This window comes from Lewinella sp. IMCC34183 (assembly GCF_003390915.1).
GTDB lineage: Bacteria > Bacteroidota > Bacteroidia > Chitinophagales > Saprospiraceae > Neolewinella.
This window is the reverse complement of the sequence record NZ_QMEM01000006.1, coordinates 103,765-116,622: the sequence shown is the minus strand read 5'-3', so window position 1 is coordinate 116,622 and position 12,858 is coordinate 103,765. Positions and strand designations below refer to the sequence as shown.

The 12,858-nt window shown below is 62.2% G+C and carries 11 protein-coding genes and 1 other RNA gene; 10 read left to right on the top strand and 2 right to left on the bottom strand.

Annotation, left to right across the window (positions count from 1 at the left end; all coding sequences use genetic code 11):
• Positions 1-18: 18 nt before the first annotated feature.
• The 6 genes from DQG19_RS14165 (at position 19) to rdgB (ending at position 6,228) form a co-directional block, all read left to right on the top strand.
• The gene (locus DQG19_RS14165) at positions 19-1,737 is read left to right on the top strand and encodes a SusD/RagB family nutrient-binding outer membrane lipoprotein (protein ID WP_116126934.1); all 1,719 of its coding nucleotides are present in this window, start codon (positions 19-21) and stop codon (positions 1,735-1,737) included.
• A gap of 68 nt (positions 1,738-1,805) precedes the next feature.
• The gene (locus DQG19_RS14160) at positions 1,806-2,792 is read left to right on the top strand and encodes a hypothetical protein (protein WP_116126933.1); all 987 of its coding nucleotides are present in this window, start codon (positions 1,806-1,808) and stop codon (positions 2,790-2,792) included.
• Positions 2,793-2,962: 170 nt separating this feature from the next.
• Positions 2,963-4,684 carry a GMC family oxidoreductase gene (locus tag DQG19_RS14155; protein WP_116126932.1) on the top strand — a complete coding sequence of 574 codons (1,722 nt, stop codon included), beginning with the start codon at positions 2,963-2,965 and terminating at the stop codon, positions 4,682-4,684.
• On the top strand, positions 4,684-5,385 hold the full coding sequence (locus tag DQG19_RS14150) for a gluconate 2-dehydrogenase subunit 3 family protein (protein ID WP_116126931.1): 702 nt from the start codon (positions 4,684-4,686) through the stop codon (positions 5,383-5,385). Before DQG19_RS14155 ends, DQG19_RS14150 begins: the two co-directional genes overlap by 1 nt.
• Positions 5,386-5,446: 61 nt before the next feature.
• Positions 5,447-5,543: signal recognition particle sRNA small type (gene ffs, locus DQG19_RS14145), an RNA gene on the top strand.
• A gap of 76 nt (positions 5,544-5,619) precedes the next feature.
• Entirely contained in the window at positions 5,620-6,228 is a 609-nt protein-coding gene (gene rdgB / locus DQG19_RS14140) for an RdgB/HAM1 family non-canonical purine NTP pyrophosphatase (RefSeq protein ID WP_116126930.1), read from the top strand.
• Here the strand turns inward: rdgB and DQG19_RS14135 are convergent.
• Both DQG19_RS14135 and DQG19_RS21535 read right to left on the bottom strand, forming a co-directional pair.
• Positions 6,191-7,840: an amidase gene (locus DQG19_RS14135; RefSeq protein WP_116126929.1), complete on the bottom strand. Its 1,650-nt coding sequence runs from the start codon at positions 7,838-7,840 to the stop codon at positions 6,191-6,193. The two genes, rdgB and DQG19_RS14135, sit on opposite strands and share 38 nt — an antisense overlap.
• Before the next feature lie 279 nt (positions 7,841-8,119).
• Entirely contained in the window at positions 8,120-8,524 is a 405-nt protein-coding gene (locus DQG19_RS21535; protein WP_116126928.1) for a hypothetical protein, read from the bottom strand.
• A 39-nt stretch (positions 8,525-8,563) separates the two neighbouring features.
• Here DQG19_RS21535 and DQG19_RS14125 point away from each other — a divergent pair, with 39 nt between their 5' ends.
• From DQG19_RS14125 to DQG19_RS20925, 4 genes are all read left to right on the top strand, one after another.
• Positions 8,564-9,955, top strand: a complete 1,392-nt coding sequence (locus DQG19_RS14125) for a M28 family peptidase (RefSeq protein WP_116126927.1) — start codon at positions 8,564-8,566, stop codon at positions 9,953-9,955.
• Between the two features lie 365 nt (positions 9,956-10,320).
• Positions 10,321-10,842 (top strand): hypothetical protein, encoded by a 522-nt coding sequence (locus DQG19_RS14120; protein ID WP_116126926.1) that lies wholly within the window; start codon positions 10,321-10,323, stop codon positions 10,840-10,842.
• Positions 10,843-10,861: 19 nt separating this feature from the next.
• Positions 10,862-11,428, top strand: a complete 567-nt coding sequence (locus tag DQG19_RS14115) for an RNA polymerase sigma factor (RefSeq protein WP_116126925.1) — start codon at positions 10,862-10,864, stop codon at positions 11,426-11,428.
• Positions 11,421-12,779 carry a hypothetical protein gene (locus tag DQG19_RS20925; protein ID WP_157974514.1) on the top strand — a complete coding sequence of 453 codons (1,359 nt, stop codon included), beginning with the start codon at positions 11,421-11,423 and terminating at the stop codon, positions 12,777-12,779. The genes DQG19_RS14115 and DQG19_RS20925 overlap by 8 nt, the downstream gene beginning before the upstream one ends.
• Positions 12,780-12,858: the final 79 nt, after the last annotated feature.

Here is a 12,858-nt window from a genome sequence, read left to right as displayed (position 1 = left end):
CAAACAAGCAACCTACATATGAACTTGTTTAAAAAACTTGCACTGGCGGCGATCGTCGTCTCAGCGGCCGCCTGCGCGGACCTGGACGAGCTGCTGGTCAACCCCAACGGAGTAGCTCCGGACCAGGCCGATGCCGAATCGTTGTACAACAACATTCAGTTGGGCTTCCAGGGTGTCCAGTCCAGCCCCTACTACTTCACCGCGGGCCTGGCCCGTATGGACGCCTACACCGGCGGATTTACCTACAACGCTACCCACTCTCCGACGGATTTCGATGGCCTATGGAGTAGCTTCTATGCCGGCCTGCTCCCCGATGCCGATGCCTTCATCGCCCTCGCTGAGCCCCTCGGACAGGACGCCGCCGCCGCCTCGGTGAAAATCATGAAGGCCTACGGCTATATGGAATTGGTCGACCTTTTCGGCGACGTTCCCTTTGGCGAAGCCGGAATGGGCGGCGCCGATACGCCGATCACCAATCCGAAGGCGGACGACGGAGCGATGGTCTACCAGGAAGCCCTGAACCTGCTGGATACGGCTATCATGCAGCTCGACGGTGCGGATGACTTTAGTATTGCCTACGATAACTTCTACGGAGGTAGTGCTGCCCGCTGGATGACCCTGGCCAAAACGCTCAAGCTGCGCGCTGCCGTCAACACCCGCCTCGTGGGTGGGGGTGCCGGTATTCAGGAGATTTTCGACGAAGGTGACTTCATCGCCGCCAACAACGAGAACTTCGAGTGGCACTACGGTAACAACCGGACCAACCCGAACAACCGCCACCCGTGGTACAACGATGGGTACGAGAACACCGACGGTCAATACCAGTCTACCTGGTATATGTGGCTCCTCGCCGAGTCGAAGGGCTTCGTCGATCCCCGTACGCGCTACTACTTCTACCGCCAAACCCGCGACGTCTACCCCGACGCCGTAAGGGATGACCCCAACGCCTTCGACTGCATCTATGGTTCGGGGCTGCCCGACCCCGACGTGATTCCCCCGCACTACGAAGCCATCAGCCCCGATATGCCGTACTGCCTCGGTAGCTACGACATGGGCTACTACGGTCGCGACCACCTCAACGGTTCCGGTATTCCGCCCGACGGCGAGTACCGTACCCTGGTAGGACTGTACCCCGCCGGCGGCCGGTTCGACGACGGTATCTCTAATTCCGTTCCCGAAGATGGTGGCGTCGAGGGAGCTCTCGGGGAGGGAATCTGGCCCATCTGGCAGGCTTCCTTTACCCACTTTATCCTGGCCGAAGCCGCCCTCACCGGTGGCCTCGACGCCGACGCCCGCGAACTCTTGCAGCAGGGTATCGAACTCTCGATCGCCCGGGCTCAGTCGTTCGAAAGCAAGGTCGACGGTGGTGAGATTATCGCTACCACGCCCGTCACCGTTACCGTGGAGGATACCTACGTGGCTGACAGCCTCAACGAAGAGTACCTAGAGTACGTGCTTGAGGAGTACGACGCTGCCGACGACGAGGCCCGCCTCGGGATCGTAGCACGGGAGTACATCATCGCCCTGTGGGGCAACGGACTGGAGGCCTACAACCTCTACCGTCGTACTTGCCTCCCCGGCGATGTTCAGCCGGCCATCGACCCCAACCCGGGTGAGTTCATCCGTTCGGCCCTGTACCCCTCGGTACATGTCAACCGCAACGTGAACGCAAAGCAGAAGACCAGCTTCACTGATCCGGTCTTTTGGGACACCAACGACGCCAGCTGTAACTACTAGGGCAGCGGAAAACCATACATCAACCTTTAGCCGTCCCGCGGTCCCGCGGGACGGCCAAATCATAAAATATGTTCAACAAATCACTATTCTTCTTTGCGATGGTTGCGCTGGCCGTTACCGGATGCAAAGACGAGGACCTGGCGCCGATCGTGACGCAGGACAACCTGCTCTTCGGTGCTTTTCCCCGGCTCATCGAGCTGCGCACCGGGGAGTTTGACCTGGACGATCTGCAGGGGTCTAGCTACGAAATGGAAGTGGACTTCGTCGACAACGCCGAGGGCGCCGATGTGGCCCAGTACAACGTATACATCGCCTTTGACGACAACAGCACCTCCGGCGGTCGGCAAGATTACTCCACCGAATCCACCCTTTTTCGCAGTTACGAGCCCTCCGACTTCCGGGCCGGACCCAACGGCAACCTCGGCATCGACGTGGTGATCCCCTTCACCGAAGCGGCTAATTTCGCGGGCGTACCCCTCGACTCGATCTTCTCCGGTGACCGCTTTCAGGTGACCACCGAAGTAGTCAAGACCGACGGACGCGTTTTCGGATCCGGAAACTCCACCCCCGCCATCACCAGCGCCTTCAACGGTATCTTCGATTTTAATATCGTAGCCACCTGCCCGCTACCGGACGATATGTTTACGGGAGAGTACACTATCACCTACGGATACGTTTACGACGAGATCGACCCCTTTGGCAATACCCCGATCCAGGCCCTCGGCAATCCACCGTTCAGCCGTACGGTCACCCTTGGACTGGTAGAAGGCTCGACGACCCGCAGAACTTTTAACCCCGGTGCCTACCTGCAGCCCTACTATAGTTTCAATCCTGGCAACGTGACGCTGGAGTTTGCCTGTGACGTGGTCACTTCCGGTGCGATCGATTCCGGTGCGGGCTGTGGTAGCGGTACCATTGCGGCCGAACAGAACGGTACGGCTAGCTTTGACCTCACCGATGACAGCACCTTCACCATCGAGTACAACGATTGGGCGAGCGACGGAGGATGCCAAGTAGCACCCCTTGGTTTCAGCCTGGTATTCACCAAGAACTGATTCTATCGGCGATCATCGACCGTCCGTATGGGGGCACCTTCCCAGGAAGGTGCCCCCATTTTTTTGACTTCTACGAACCTTCCCCGAAGATCATTCGCCCCATCTCGCTCCGGTCTGGGCAAAGAAGTAAATCGTATTAGTATCTTGCTAACTCATTACAACTACGTTTCGTGCAGATCAAGAAGAACGACAAGGAGTACGACGCCATCATCGTTGGTTCGGGTGCCGGTGGCGGTATGACCGCCCGGCGGCTGGCCGAGAACGGATTGAACATCGCCATTATCGAGGCGGGGCCCTACTTCGACCCCCAGGACAATGAGATGCGGACCCAGCTTCGCTGGCCGTACGAAAGCCCGCGTCGGGGGGCCTCTACCACCCGTCCCTTTGGCGACTTTAACGCCGCCTTCGGGGGGTGGGACATCCCCGGCGAACCCTACACCACCACCCCGGGTACCCGCTTTGAATGGTTCCGGAGCCGGATGCTCGGCGGCCGGACCAACCACTGGGGCCGGATCAGCCTGCGCTTCGGTCCGGACGACTTCAAGCACTACGATAAGGACGGACTGGGTGCCAACTGGCCCATTACCTACGACGAGATCAAGCCCTGGTACGAAAAGGTAGACAAGCTGATTGGCGTCTTCGGTACCAACGAAGGCCTCCACAACGACCCCGACGGCTTCTTCCTGCCCCCGCCAAAGCCCCGCCTGCACGAAATGCTGATTTCGAAGCACGCCAAGAACGTCGGCGTTCCCTTCATTCCCAGCCGCCTGAGCATCGTGACCAAGAAGGTCAACGACGAGCGCGGCCTCTGTTTCTACTGCGCCCAGTGCAGCCGCAGCTGCATGGTCAAGGCCGACTTCAGCTCCAGCAGCGCCCTGGTGATCCCCGCGATGAACAGCGTGGGACAGGTCGATCTGTATACCAACTCCATGGCCCGGGAAGTCATCACCGACAGTACCGGCCGCGCCACCGGCGTCAGCTACGTCAGCAAGGAAGACCGGCGGGAATACACCATCAAGGGCAAAGTGGTAGTACTGGCCGCCGGCTCCTGCGAAACGGCACGGCTCCTGCTGAACAGCCACGCACCGGGACAGGAAAACGGCCTCGGCAACGGCAGCGGGGTGGTGGGGCGCTACCTGCACGACAGCACGGGACTCAACGTCAGCGGCTTCGTGCCCAGCCTCATGGACCGCAAGCGGTATAACGAGGACGGGGTAGGGGGACTGCACGTCTACGCTCCCTGGTGGGGCGACAATAAGAAGCTTGACTTCCCCCGCGGCTACCACATCGAGGTGTGGGGCGGTATGGGCATGCCCAGTTACGGCTTCGGCGGGGGTATCCTGGAGATGCAGCGCGCCGTCGGTGAGCGGGTCGGTGGCTACGGCCGCAAGATGCTCGACGAGATGAACCGCTACTACGGCGCCTACGTCGGCATGGCCATGCGCGGCGAATCGGTCGCCATGTACGACAACTACTGCGAGATCGACCCCAGTGGTAAGGTGGACGAATGGGGCATCCCCACGCTTCGCTTCAATTACAACTGGACCGACTACGAATACAAGCAGGCCCAGCACGCCCAGAAAACCCTGCGCTCGATCATGGACGATATGGGCGCGGAACTGGTTTCCGCGGAACCCGGCAAGGACCGCGAGTACGGCCTGCTCGCCCCCGGTGAGATTATCCACGAGGTCGGCACCGCCCGTATGGGTGACGACCCCAAGACCAGCGTCACCGACCGCTGGGGCAAGCTGCACGAATCGCCCAACGTCTTCATTTCCGACGCGGCGACCTTTGCCAGCCAGGCCGACAAGAACCCCACCTGGACCATCCTCGCCCTCGCCTGGCGGCAGGGAGACCACATCGTCGAGGAACTCAAAAAAATGAATATCTGATGGACCGTCGCAAAACACTCAAGACCCTCCTGGGCGGTGCCGTAGGCACGGCCTTTATCGGAACCACTACCGGCTGCGACCGCAACGGCGACCCGGTGCCGGCCTCCGCCGTGGAGGCGGAAACGGAAGGCTACGGACTGCGCACCGCTTACGAGGCCGAGCGGGAGGAAAACCTGCGCAGCGAGCGCTTCTTCTCCGACGACGAACTGCAAACCCTCGCCGTACTGGGCAACATCATCATCCCCGGCGTTGAGGAAAGCGGATTCAGCGAATTCTGCGAATTCATGGCCAAGGACCAACCGGCCGTCCACGCCACGCGGCTACGCGGCGGCCTGGCCTGGCTGAACGCCGACAGCAGCCGCCGCTACGACGGCAAGTCCTTTACCGAACTGGACGACGAGCAGCGGATCGCCATCGTGGATGAGATCGCCTATCCCGACCCGGAAGCAACGACCCAGCCGCCCGGCGTACAGTTCTTCAACCACGCGCGCTATATGGCCCTGACCGCCTACTACACCAGCCGGCAGGGCATCGACGACCTTGGCTACGTCGGTAACCAGGCCAACGTATGGGACGGCCCTCCCCAGGAGGTGCTCGACAAGCACGGCCTGGCCTACGATCCCAAATGGCTTCCCCTCTACGTCGACCAGGAAAAGCGCACCGAACAGATCCAGTGGGACGACCAGGGGAATATTATCTGATCCCGGCTCCCGAATTATCGCCGAAAAGTTTTTAAATCCACGAGCAGCCACTACCTTTGTGGCTTGGGCGGCACACGGTCAGCTCCTTCTGAATCCCCCCAGGGCAGAAATGCAGCAAGGGTAGGAGGTTGAGCGACTGGTGTGCTTGCCCATTTTTTTTGCCCTTTTGGGAAGCTTTTTTGCTCTCCCGCGTTGACGTCTTCTTATTTTTAGACGTCTAACGTGAAAAATACCATGCCGCAACAGCTCGTTTTTGCCACCAACAACCCCAGTAAGATTGCCGAAATCCAGCGTCAGCTCGGTAAGCGCTACACTTTTCGGAGTCTGAAGGACATCGGCTGTACAGAGGCTATCCCCGAAACCGCCGATACCCTGGAGGGCAATGCCCGCCTGAAGGCGCGCCACGTATTCGACAACTACAAAAGTGACTGCTTCAGCGAAGACACCGGCCTGGAGGTGTACGCACTCAACCACGCGCCCGGCGTCGGCACGGCTCACTATGCCGGACCGCACCGCAGTGCCGAGGACAACAACATGAAGCTGCTTTCCGAACTGGGCGACCGCAAGGATCGCCTGGCGTGTTTCCGTACCGTTATCTGTTTATTGCAGGGCGGGCAGGAACACTTTTTCGAGGGGAAGTGCGAAGGGCGGATCGCCACCTTCCCTACCGGCCAGGGTGGCTTCGGTTACGACCCAATCTTTATCCCTACCGAAGGCGACGGGCGCAGTTTCGGGCAAATGACGCAAGACGAGAAGATCCGCTTCAGTCACCGCGCCCGCGCGATGGCGCAGCTCGAAGCTTACCTCAGAACGCTTCAGGATGCAGGTCATCCCACCGTGTAGCTTGCTGGTAGGCCGCGGCGACATTCACCAGCTTCTGCTCCTGAAAGAGGCGTCCGGTAAAGGTGATACTGGTCGGCGTGCCTTCGTACATTCCGTTGGGTACGGTGATCGAGGGGTGGCCCGTCATATTGGTAATGAACAGGCTGCTCGAGTTCCAGCTGGGATTCACGTAGGCATCGATGTCGTGGGCGGCAAAGAGCGCGTCCATGTCCTCCATCAGTTGCCGACGTAGTCGGTTGGCCTGTACGTAGGCCACGGCCGGTACGAAGTGGGCGGTCCGGAAGCTGTTCGGCCAGGCGTTGCGTTGCTGTCGGGTGAGCAAGTCATCGTCGCCGCTCCGGGTCAGGGATTCGAAGGCCGCCGCCGCCTCGACGCCGAGCAGGAAGCCGATATCCGGCGCGTCGGGCAGTTCGATCGCTACCAGTTCATATCCGAGGTTCCGCAGTTGCGCGAGGGCAACCGAATCATTCTCCGCGAACGCGTAGTTGTTGGCAAAGCTGCCTTTCAGGTAACCAATACGCTTGGGGGTTTCCGGGTTGGCCGGCAGGGTAAACTGGAAGCCGGCACGGATGGCGTGGGCATCGCGCGGATCGTAGTGGGCAATGGCGGCGAGCACCAGTCCGGCATCGGTGGCCGAACGGGTGATCGGGCCGATCTTGTCCATCGACCAGCTCAGGGCCATGGCCCCGTACCGCGATACCCGCCCGAAGGTGGGCCGTAGCCCCGTCGTGCCGCACACCGTACTGGGACTTACGATGCTGCCGAGCGTCTCGGTACCGATGGCGAAGGGGAGTAGCCCCGCGGCGACCGCGCTGGCCGAGCCGGCGGAGGAGCCGCTGCTGCCCTGCTCCACGTTCCAGGGATTCCGGGTCTTTTCGCCGTACCAGACGTCGCCCATGGCCAGGGCACCCATACTGAGCTTGGCGCAGAGCACGGCACCGGCGGCATCGAGTTGCTCGATCACGGCGGCGTCTTGGTCGATGGTCTGTCCTTCATACGGCTTGGCGCCCCAGGTGGTAGGGTAGCCACGGGCGGCGAGCAGGTCCTTGGCACCGTAGGGGATGCCGTGCAGGTAGCCACGGTAGTTGCCGGCGGCGAGCTCGGCGTCCATTTCGTCGGCCTTGGCCAGCGCGCGTTCCTCGGTGAGGGTGATCACGCAGTGCAGGGTGGGGTCGTACTCCCGCAGGCGGTCGAGGAAAAATTCGGTCAGTTCGCGGCTGGTGATCTTCCGGTGGTAGATCAGGGAGGCGAGTTGCTCCACGGTCGCCCATTCCAGCCCCTCCAGGTTGGCAGCTCCGGCGTTGAGCAGCTCGGGCGGGGTCGCGGGTGCGGTGACGCTCGTATCCGCCGGAAGCTGGTCGGGATGCAGCACGGGGCTGAAGACCAGCGCCGGCGAAAGCGCGTTGGGGATGTCGGTCTTACCGATGGTGTCGAAGGTTGCCAGGTTTTCCTCCAGGTCGGGGAGCATCAGCTCGATTTCCTTGTCGTTGAGGAAGTCGATCCCCAGCACGGCAGCGGCGGCCTTCACCTGTTCGGCGGTGAGGTCCGCGGCGGTAGTGGCGGCGGCGGCCACGAGCAACAGCAGGGCCAGGGGGAGTAGAAAACGTTTCATTGGTCACGGCTTTTGGGCCTCCCAAGGTACGACGCTGCCTCTGGCAGCGCAGTCCGGTGCGCTCTCCGAGCGCGCGGGTGTTCCCCTAAAGTACGATGCTGCCTCCGGCAGCGCAGTCCGATGCGCTCTCCGAGCGCGCGGGTGTCCCCTAAAGTACGATGCTGCCTCCGGCAGCGCAGTCCGATGCGCTCTCCGAGCGCGCGGGTGTCCCCTTAAAGTACGATGCTGCCTCCGGCAGCGCAGTCCGATGCGCTCTCCGAGCGCGCGGGTATCATCCCCTCAGTAATAAAACAACCAAAACCCCAACACCTGCACCACCCACAGCCCGGCAAACACCCCTACGTACGCCTCCCATCCCCGCCACCCCATCAGCGGCACCAGCACTACGCAAACCGCCGCCCGAATACAGGCGTACTGCAGGCTCTGGCTCAGGTGCCAGGCATCGGTCACCGCTACGAACACCGTACTCGAGCCGGGAAAGGCCTCGCGCAACGGCCGGAGGAGTTCGCCGCTTTCGTCGCGGGCGTACTTGGCTTTCCACGACTGGTCGGGGTCCCAGAAGGCAGCATCGCCGAAGCGGGCGTAGGGCGAGTCATCGTAGTGGAACTGCAGGGTATCGGCGACGCCCTTGAGGCCGTGGGCGACAAACAACAACAGCAGGACGGCGGCGAGGCGGTATCTCATCGGGGGTACGCTATCTTAACGCTTCCTCAAGATAGCCCCATGCGCCACTACCTGTTCTTTCTTCTCCTCCTACCTGTAGGCTCCGCCATTTCCCAGGACACCGCACCCGTCGCGCCGCCGCCCGCCACCGACCCGCGGATGTACGACATCGCCAATGCCCCGGACCCCGACCGCATCGAGGCCGACGTGACCACGCTGGTCAACTTCGGTACCCGCCATACCCTGAGCGACACTACCAGCGATACCCGCGGCATCGGGGCCGCCCGCCGGTGGATCTACGATGAGTTTCAGCGCATCAGCGACGCCTGCGGCGGCTGCCTCGAGGTGATGTACCAGCGGAACCTCGTCGAGGGCGACCCCGAGAGCCGGATCAAGGAAGACACCTGGGTGGTGAACGTCATCGCGGTACAGCGCGGCACGGCCGACCCCAACCGCTTCATCATGATGAGCGGCGACATCGACAGCCGCGTAAGCGACGCCCTCGACGGTACCAGCGACAGTCCCGGCGCCAACGACAATGCCAGCGGTATGGCCGGTGCCCTGGAGGCCGCCCGCGTACTGACGCAGTACGAATTTCCCGGTTCCATTCTCTACGTGGGGCTAAGCGGCGAGGAGCAGGGACTCTTCGGCGGCAAGGGAATGGCCGAGTGGGTGCAGGAGCGCGACTGGAACCTCATGGGTACCCTCAACAACGACATGATCGGCAACATCACCGGCGTGGACGGGGTGACCGACAACACCAGCTTCCGCATCTTCTCCGAGCCGTTCTACCCCGACGACGTGGAGGACGAGCGCAAGAATATCTACCGTCGCTTCTTCGGCGGTGAGGTCGACGGCCCCAGCCGGCAGCTGGCCCGCTACATCGACGCCCAGACGCGGCAGTACACCACCAACCTGGAACCGATGATGGTCTACCGCCTGGACCGCTTCGGCCGCGGGGGGCACCACCGCCCCTTCAACGACGCGGGCTTTCCCGGCGTGCGCATCATGGAGACCCACGAGAACTATACCCAGCAGCACCAGGATATCCGCACCGAAAACGGGATCGAGTACGGTGACAAGCTGGAGCACGTCAACTTCCCCTACGCCGCCAAGCTGACCGGCGTCAACGCCATCAGCCTGGCCGGTCTGGCCGCCGCCCCGCCCCCGCCGCCGCTGGTGATGATCGGCGGAGCCGTGGAGCCCAGTACCCGCCTGCGCTGGGAAGCCCCCGAAACCAATACGCCCGTCGCCGGCTACTACGTCCACTGGCGCCTGACCACCTCCCCACGCTGGGAACACAAGGTTTTCGTTCCCGCCGGTACGCTGGACCATACCCTCGAGAATATCGTCGTGGACAACTACTTCTTTGGTGTCTCCTCGGTCAGTGAAGATGGAAATGAGAGCGTGGTGGTATTTCCTAGTACGCTGATCCCGCGGGGGACGGAGTGAATTTTAAATTTTAAATGTTAGATGTGAAATTTAAAATTTGGCTTCGCTCCGGGATCGGGTAAGAGGCCTGGGCCTGGTTTTCCACGGCTGGGGTATCGTGGGTAACTGGTAACTGGCACCTGGTACTTCGTAGATGGCACATGGTATATTCATCTTGAGGGGATATACGATTTACCAATTACCAACTACCATTTACAATTTGGCTTCGCTCCGGGATTAGGCGATATTTCTGGGTCCTGTTTCCACGGCCGGGGTAGTGCGGGCAACTAGCAACTAGCAACTAGTACTTCATAGCTGGTAAATTCCTTTCATCCGGGGCAACGCTTTGGAGTACACGCTTCGTCTACTCTGTAAACACCTTGCCCATGCTACGTTTCTTGCCCCTGTTACTGATTGCCACGCTGCTCGGCTGCGCATCCGAGGAAACCTACGAATTGGCCACCTCCGGGGAGGATTTTGTTCGCTTGCAGATCGGCGAGCAGGAGTACCTGATGAATGCCCGACCGGAACGGACGGTCACCCGCTTCCGGAGTTCAAATGGGTGGGAAAGCCTGGAAGTGCAGCGCTCGACGGCCGACCACGCGCACGTGATCCAGCTTAACCTGGGCGACTGCAGCCTGAAGGAGGCGGTACTGCCCAAGTCCTTCGTAACCGATGCCGGTACCTGCGGGGGCTCGGCGCAGGACGTGACGATCGCCTACACCACCTTCAACACCAATGAAGCACCCGGCTGTCCCCACCTGGTCGGAGAGCCCACGCAGCTGGCGGGGACGATCACCATTACTAGCTGGGGCGCCGACGACCTCGTTATCGGCAGCTTCGAGTCGGAGGTGACCGACGGCGACGGGCACCGCCTGCGGGGCACCTTCCGGGTATACGCCTACTGATCGTAGCGTCCCCGCTCCCGTGTCATCACTTCCTGACGATCTTGCTGAATTGCTGGATGCCTGCCACCGGCAGGAGGCGGACGCCCAGCGTCGGCTCTACCGGGAGTGGTACGGCTTCGCCCGCAGCAAGGCGCTGCCCTACGGGCGTGATTCCGCGGCGGTGGAAGAGATCGTCCAGGATGCCTTCGTGAAGCTCTTCAACGCCCTCCGCCGCGAAGTTTTTCGCGGGGTATTCGCCGCCTGGTTCCGCCGGATCGTGGTCAACGCCGGCATCGATCACTACCGGCGGGAGCGGACCGGCCCCGTAGAGCTGCTCGATGCGGAACTCGCCCCCGGAAACGTACCGAACGAGGCCCCGCTGCGATTAGAACGGGACGATTGTATCCGGCTGCTGCAGCGCCTGCCCCCGGCCTGCCGGATGGTCTTTACGCTCTACGTCTTCGAGGAGTATACCCACCCGGAGATCGGCGAGCGACTGGGGATTTCCGCCGGCACTTCCCGGGCCTACCTCTTCCGGGCCCGCGAACTGCTCCGCCCGCTCGTAGGCACTTACCTCCACCTGACTCACTTTCTGCCCCATGAATAGGCTCGAACGCTTTTTCCGGACGGTTTACGACCAGTCTCCCCCGCCGGGGAGTATCGATCCCCCCGCGGACGGCTGGGAAGCGCTGCAACGCCGCCTGGAAGCCGAACAGCCGCCCGCCCGGCGGACCGTCGGTCCGTGGCTGGGTGCGTTGTTGCTCCTGAGCCTGCTCGGATTACTTCTCGCCCATTACGGTACGCAGACCGCCCAGACCGCCCGAACTGTTCAGGCGGATCAGGTCGTCAGGTCGGATCAGCCGGAAGACCGGGAGAATATGGGCAGGCTGGCCCCCGCCGCGCCACGTCCTGCACCCGCCCCCGTATTGTCCGCTGCCGAGGGGGCTACTCTGTCGGTCACCTCCACGGCGGGCGGAGCTTCCCGGGTGGTGCCGGCGCGCCCTGCGGCACCCCGCCCGGCAGTGGCTACCGCCGTTCCCTCGCCCATTGGCTCCCGGTCCGTCGGCAAGTGGCCTTCTGCTCCCGTGGCCGATCCATCGCTGCCGGAATCGGGTGCCGATCCAGCGTTGATCCAAGTCCGCCGGGTGGCGCCCCTGACCTCGCCGTTCCCGCCGTCCGTCATATCGGGTGGAGAGGGGTACGGCCTGCCGCACGCCGTCGAGGTACTTCCCCCGGTGGTCACCAAAAAAGAAGCCTGGCACTTCGTGCCGCTGCCGCGTGAGCAGCCGGTGCCGGCCGTGTGGGAAATCAGCGCGCGGGTGCTGCCCTCCGGTATCCGGCGGTACGGGCACTACGAGGGATTCAGTACGACTCCTAATGGGGCGGGCGATTACCGGGCCTTCACGCAGGCGAGCGGTCCGCCGCTCGTTCTGTACTCCGACCGGGAAACCAATACGTCCATCAACGATTCCCGGCCGGGCATCCTGATGGTGGGGGTCGAGGTCGCGCGTCGCTTTCCCTCGGGGTTCCGGTTGAGCCTTGGTACCGTATACTCCAACGAGGGCGGGCGGTTCGACCCGTCCGATCCCGCCTACGCCCGGGGCCTGGGCAGCGGAGAATATCGGCTCGTCCATATTCAAAGCGAGAACTGGTACGCCCACTGGATCACCCTGGGCGCGCAGTACACCATCAACCGCCGCCGCCGGTTCCGGATAAACCTGGGCCTGCAGCTTCTCGGGCAGGTGTACGAGCGAGCGGGGCGCCGCAGTTTTTTGGTGGGGGGAGAGCCCGTAGCCGTGCAGCCGGTAACTACCTCGGTGATGGAGAACCGTAACTTTTTCAGCCGAATTCTGCCGGTGCCCCAGGTCACTTTCGAGTACCAGCTGCGCAGTCGGTGTTCGCTGAGCGCGGGGATCGGGGGGGTGAGCGGGGTAGGAGCTACGTACCGGATACGGTGAGGGTTGAAGCCTTATGGGCGTACCTTCTACTGCGCGGCCGGAGGCCGCATTGTACTCGCGCGGCCGGAGGCCGCATTAT

Coding starts and splice junctions, on each gene's coding strand:
- DQG19_RS14165 (WP_116126934.1), top strand. CDS start 19: ATGAACTTGTTTAAAAAACTTGCACTGGCGGCGATCGTCGTCTCAGCG.
- DQG19_RS14160 (WP_116126933.1), top strand. CDS start 1,806: ATGTTCAACAAATCACTATTCTTCTTTGCGATGGTTGCGCTGGCCGTT.
- DQG19_RS14150 (WP_116126931.1), top strand. CDS start 4,684: ATGGACCGTCGCAAAACACTCAAGACCCTCCTGGGCGGTGCCGTAGGC.
- rdgB (WP_116126930.1), top strand. CDS start 5,620: ATGCCGCAACAGCTCGTTTTTGCCACCAACAACCCCAGTAAGATTGCC.
- DQG19_RS14135 (WP_116126929.1), bottom strand. CDS start 7,840: ATGAAACGTTTTCTACTCCCCCTGGCCCTGCTGTTGCTCGTGGCCGCC.
- DQG19_RS21535 (WP_116126928.1), bottom strand. CDS start 8,524: ATGAGATACCGCCTCGCCGCCGTCCTGCTGTTGTTGTTTGTCGCCCAC.
- DQG19_RS14125 (WP_116126927.1), top strand. CDS start 8,564: ATGCGCCACTACCTGTTCTTTCTTCTCCTCCTACCTGTAGGCTCCGCC.
- DQG19_RS14120 (WP_116126926.1), top strand. CDS start 10,321: ATGCTACGTTTCTTGCCCCTGTTACTGATTGCCACGCTGCTCGGCTGC.
- DQG19_RS20925 (WP_157974514.1), top strand. CDS start 11,421: ATGAATAGGCTCGAACGCTTTTTCCGGACGGTTTACGACCAGTCTCCC.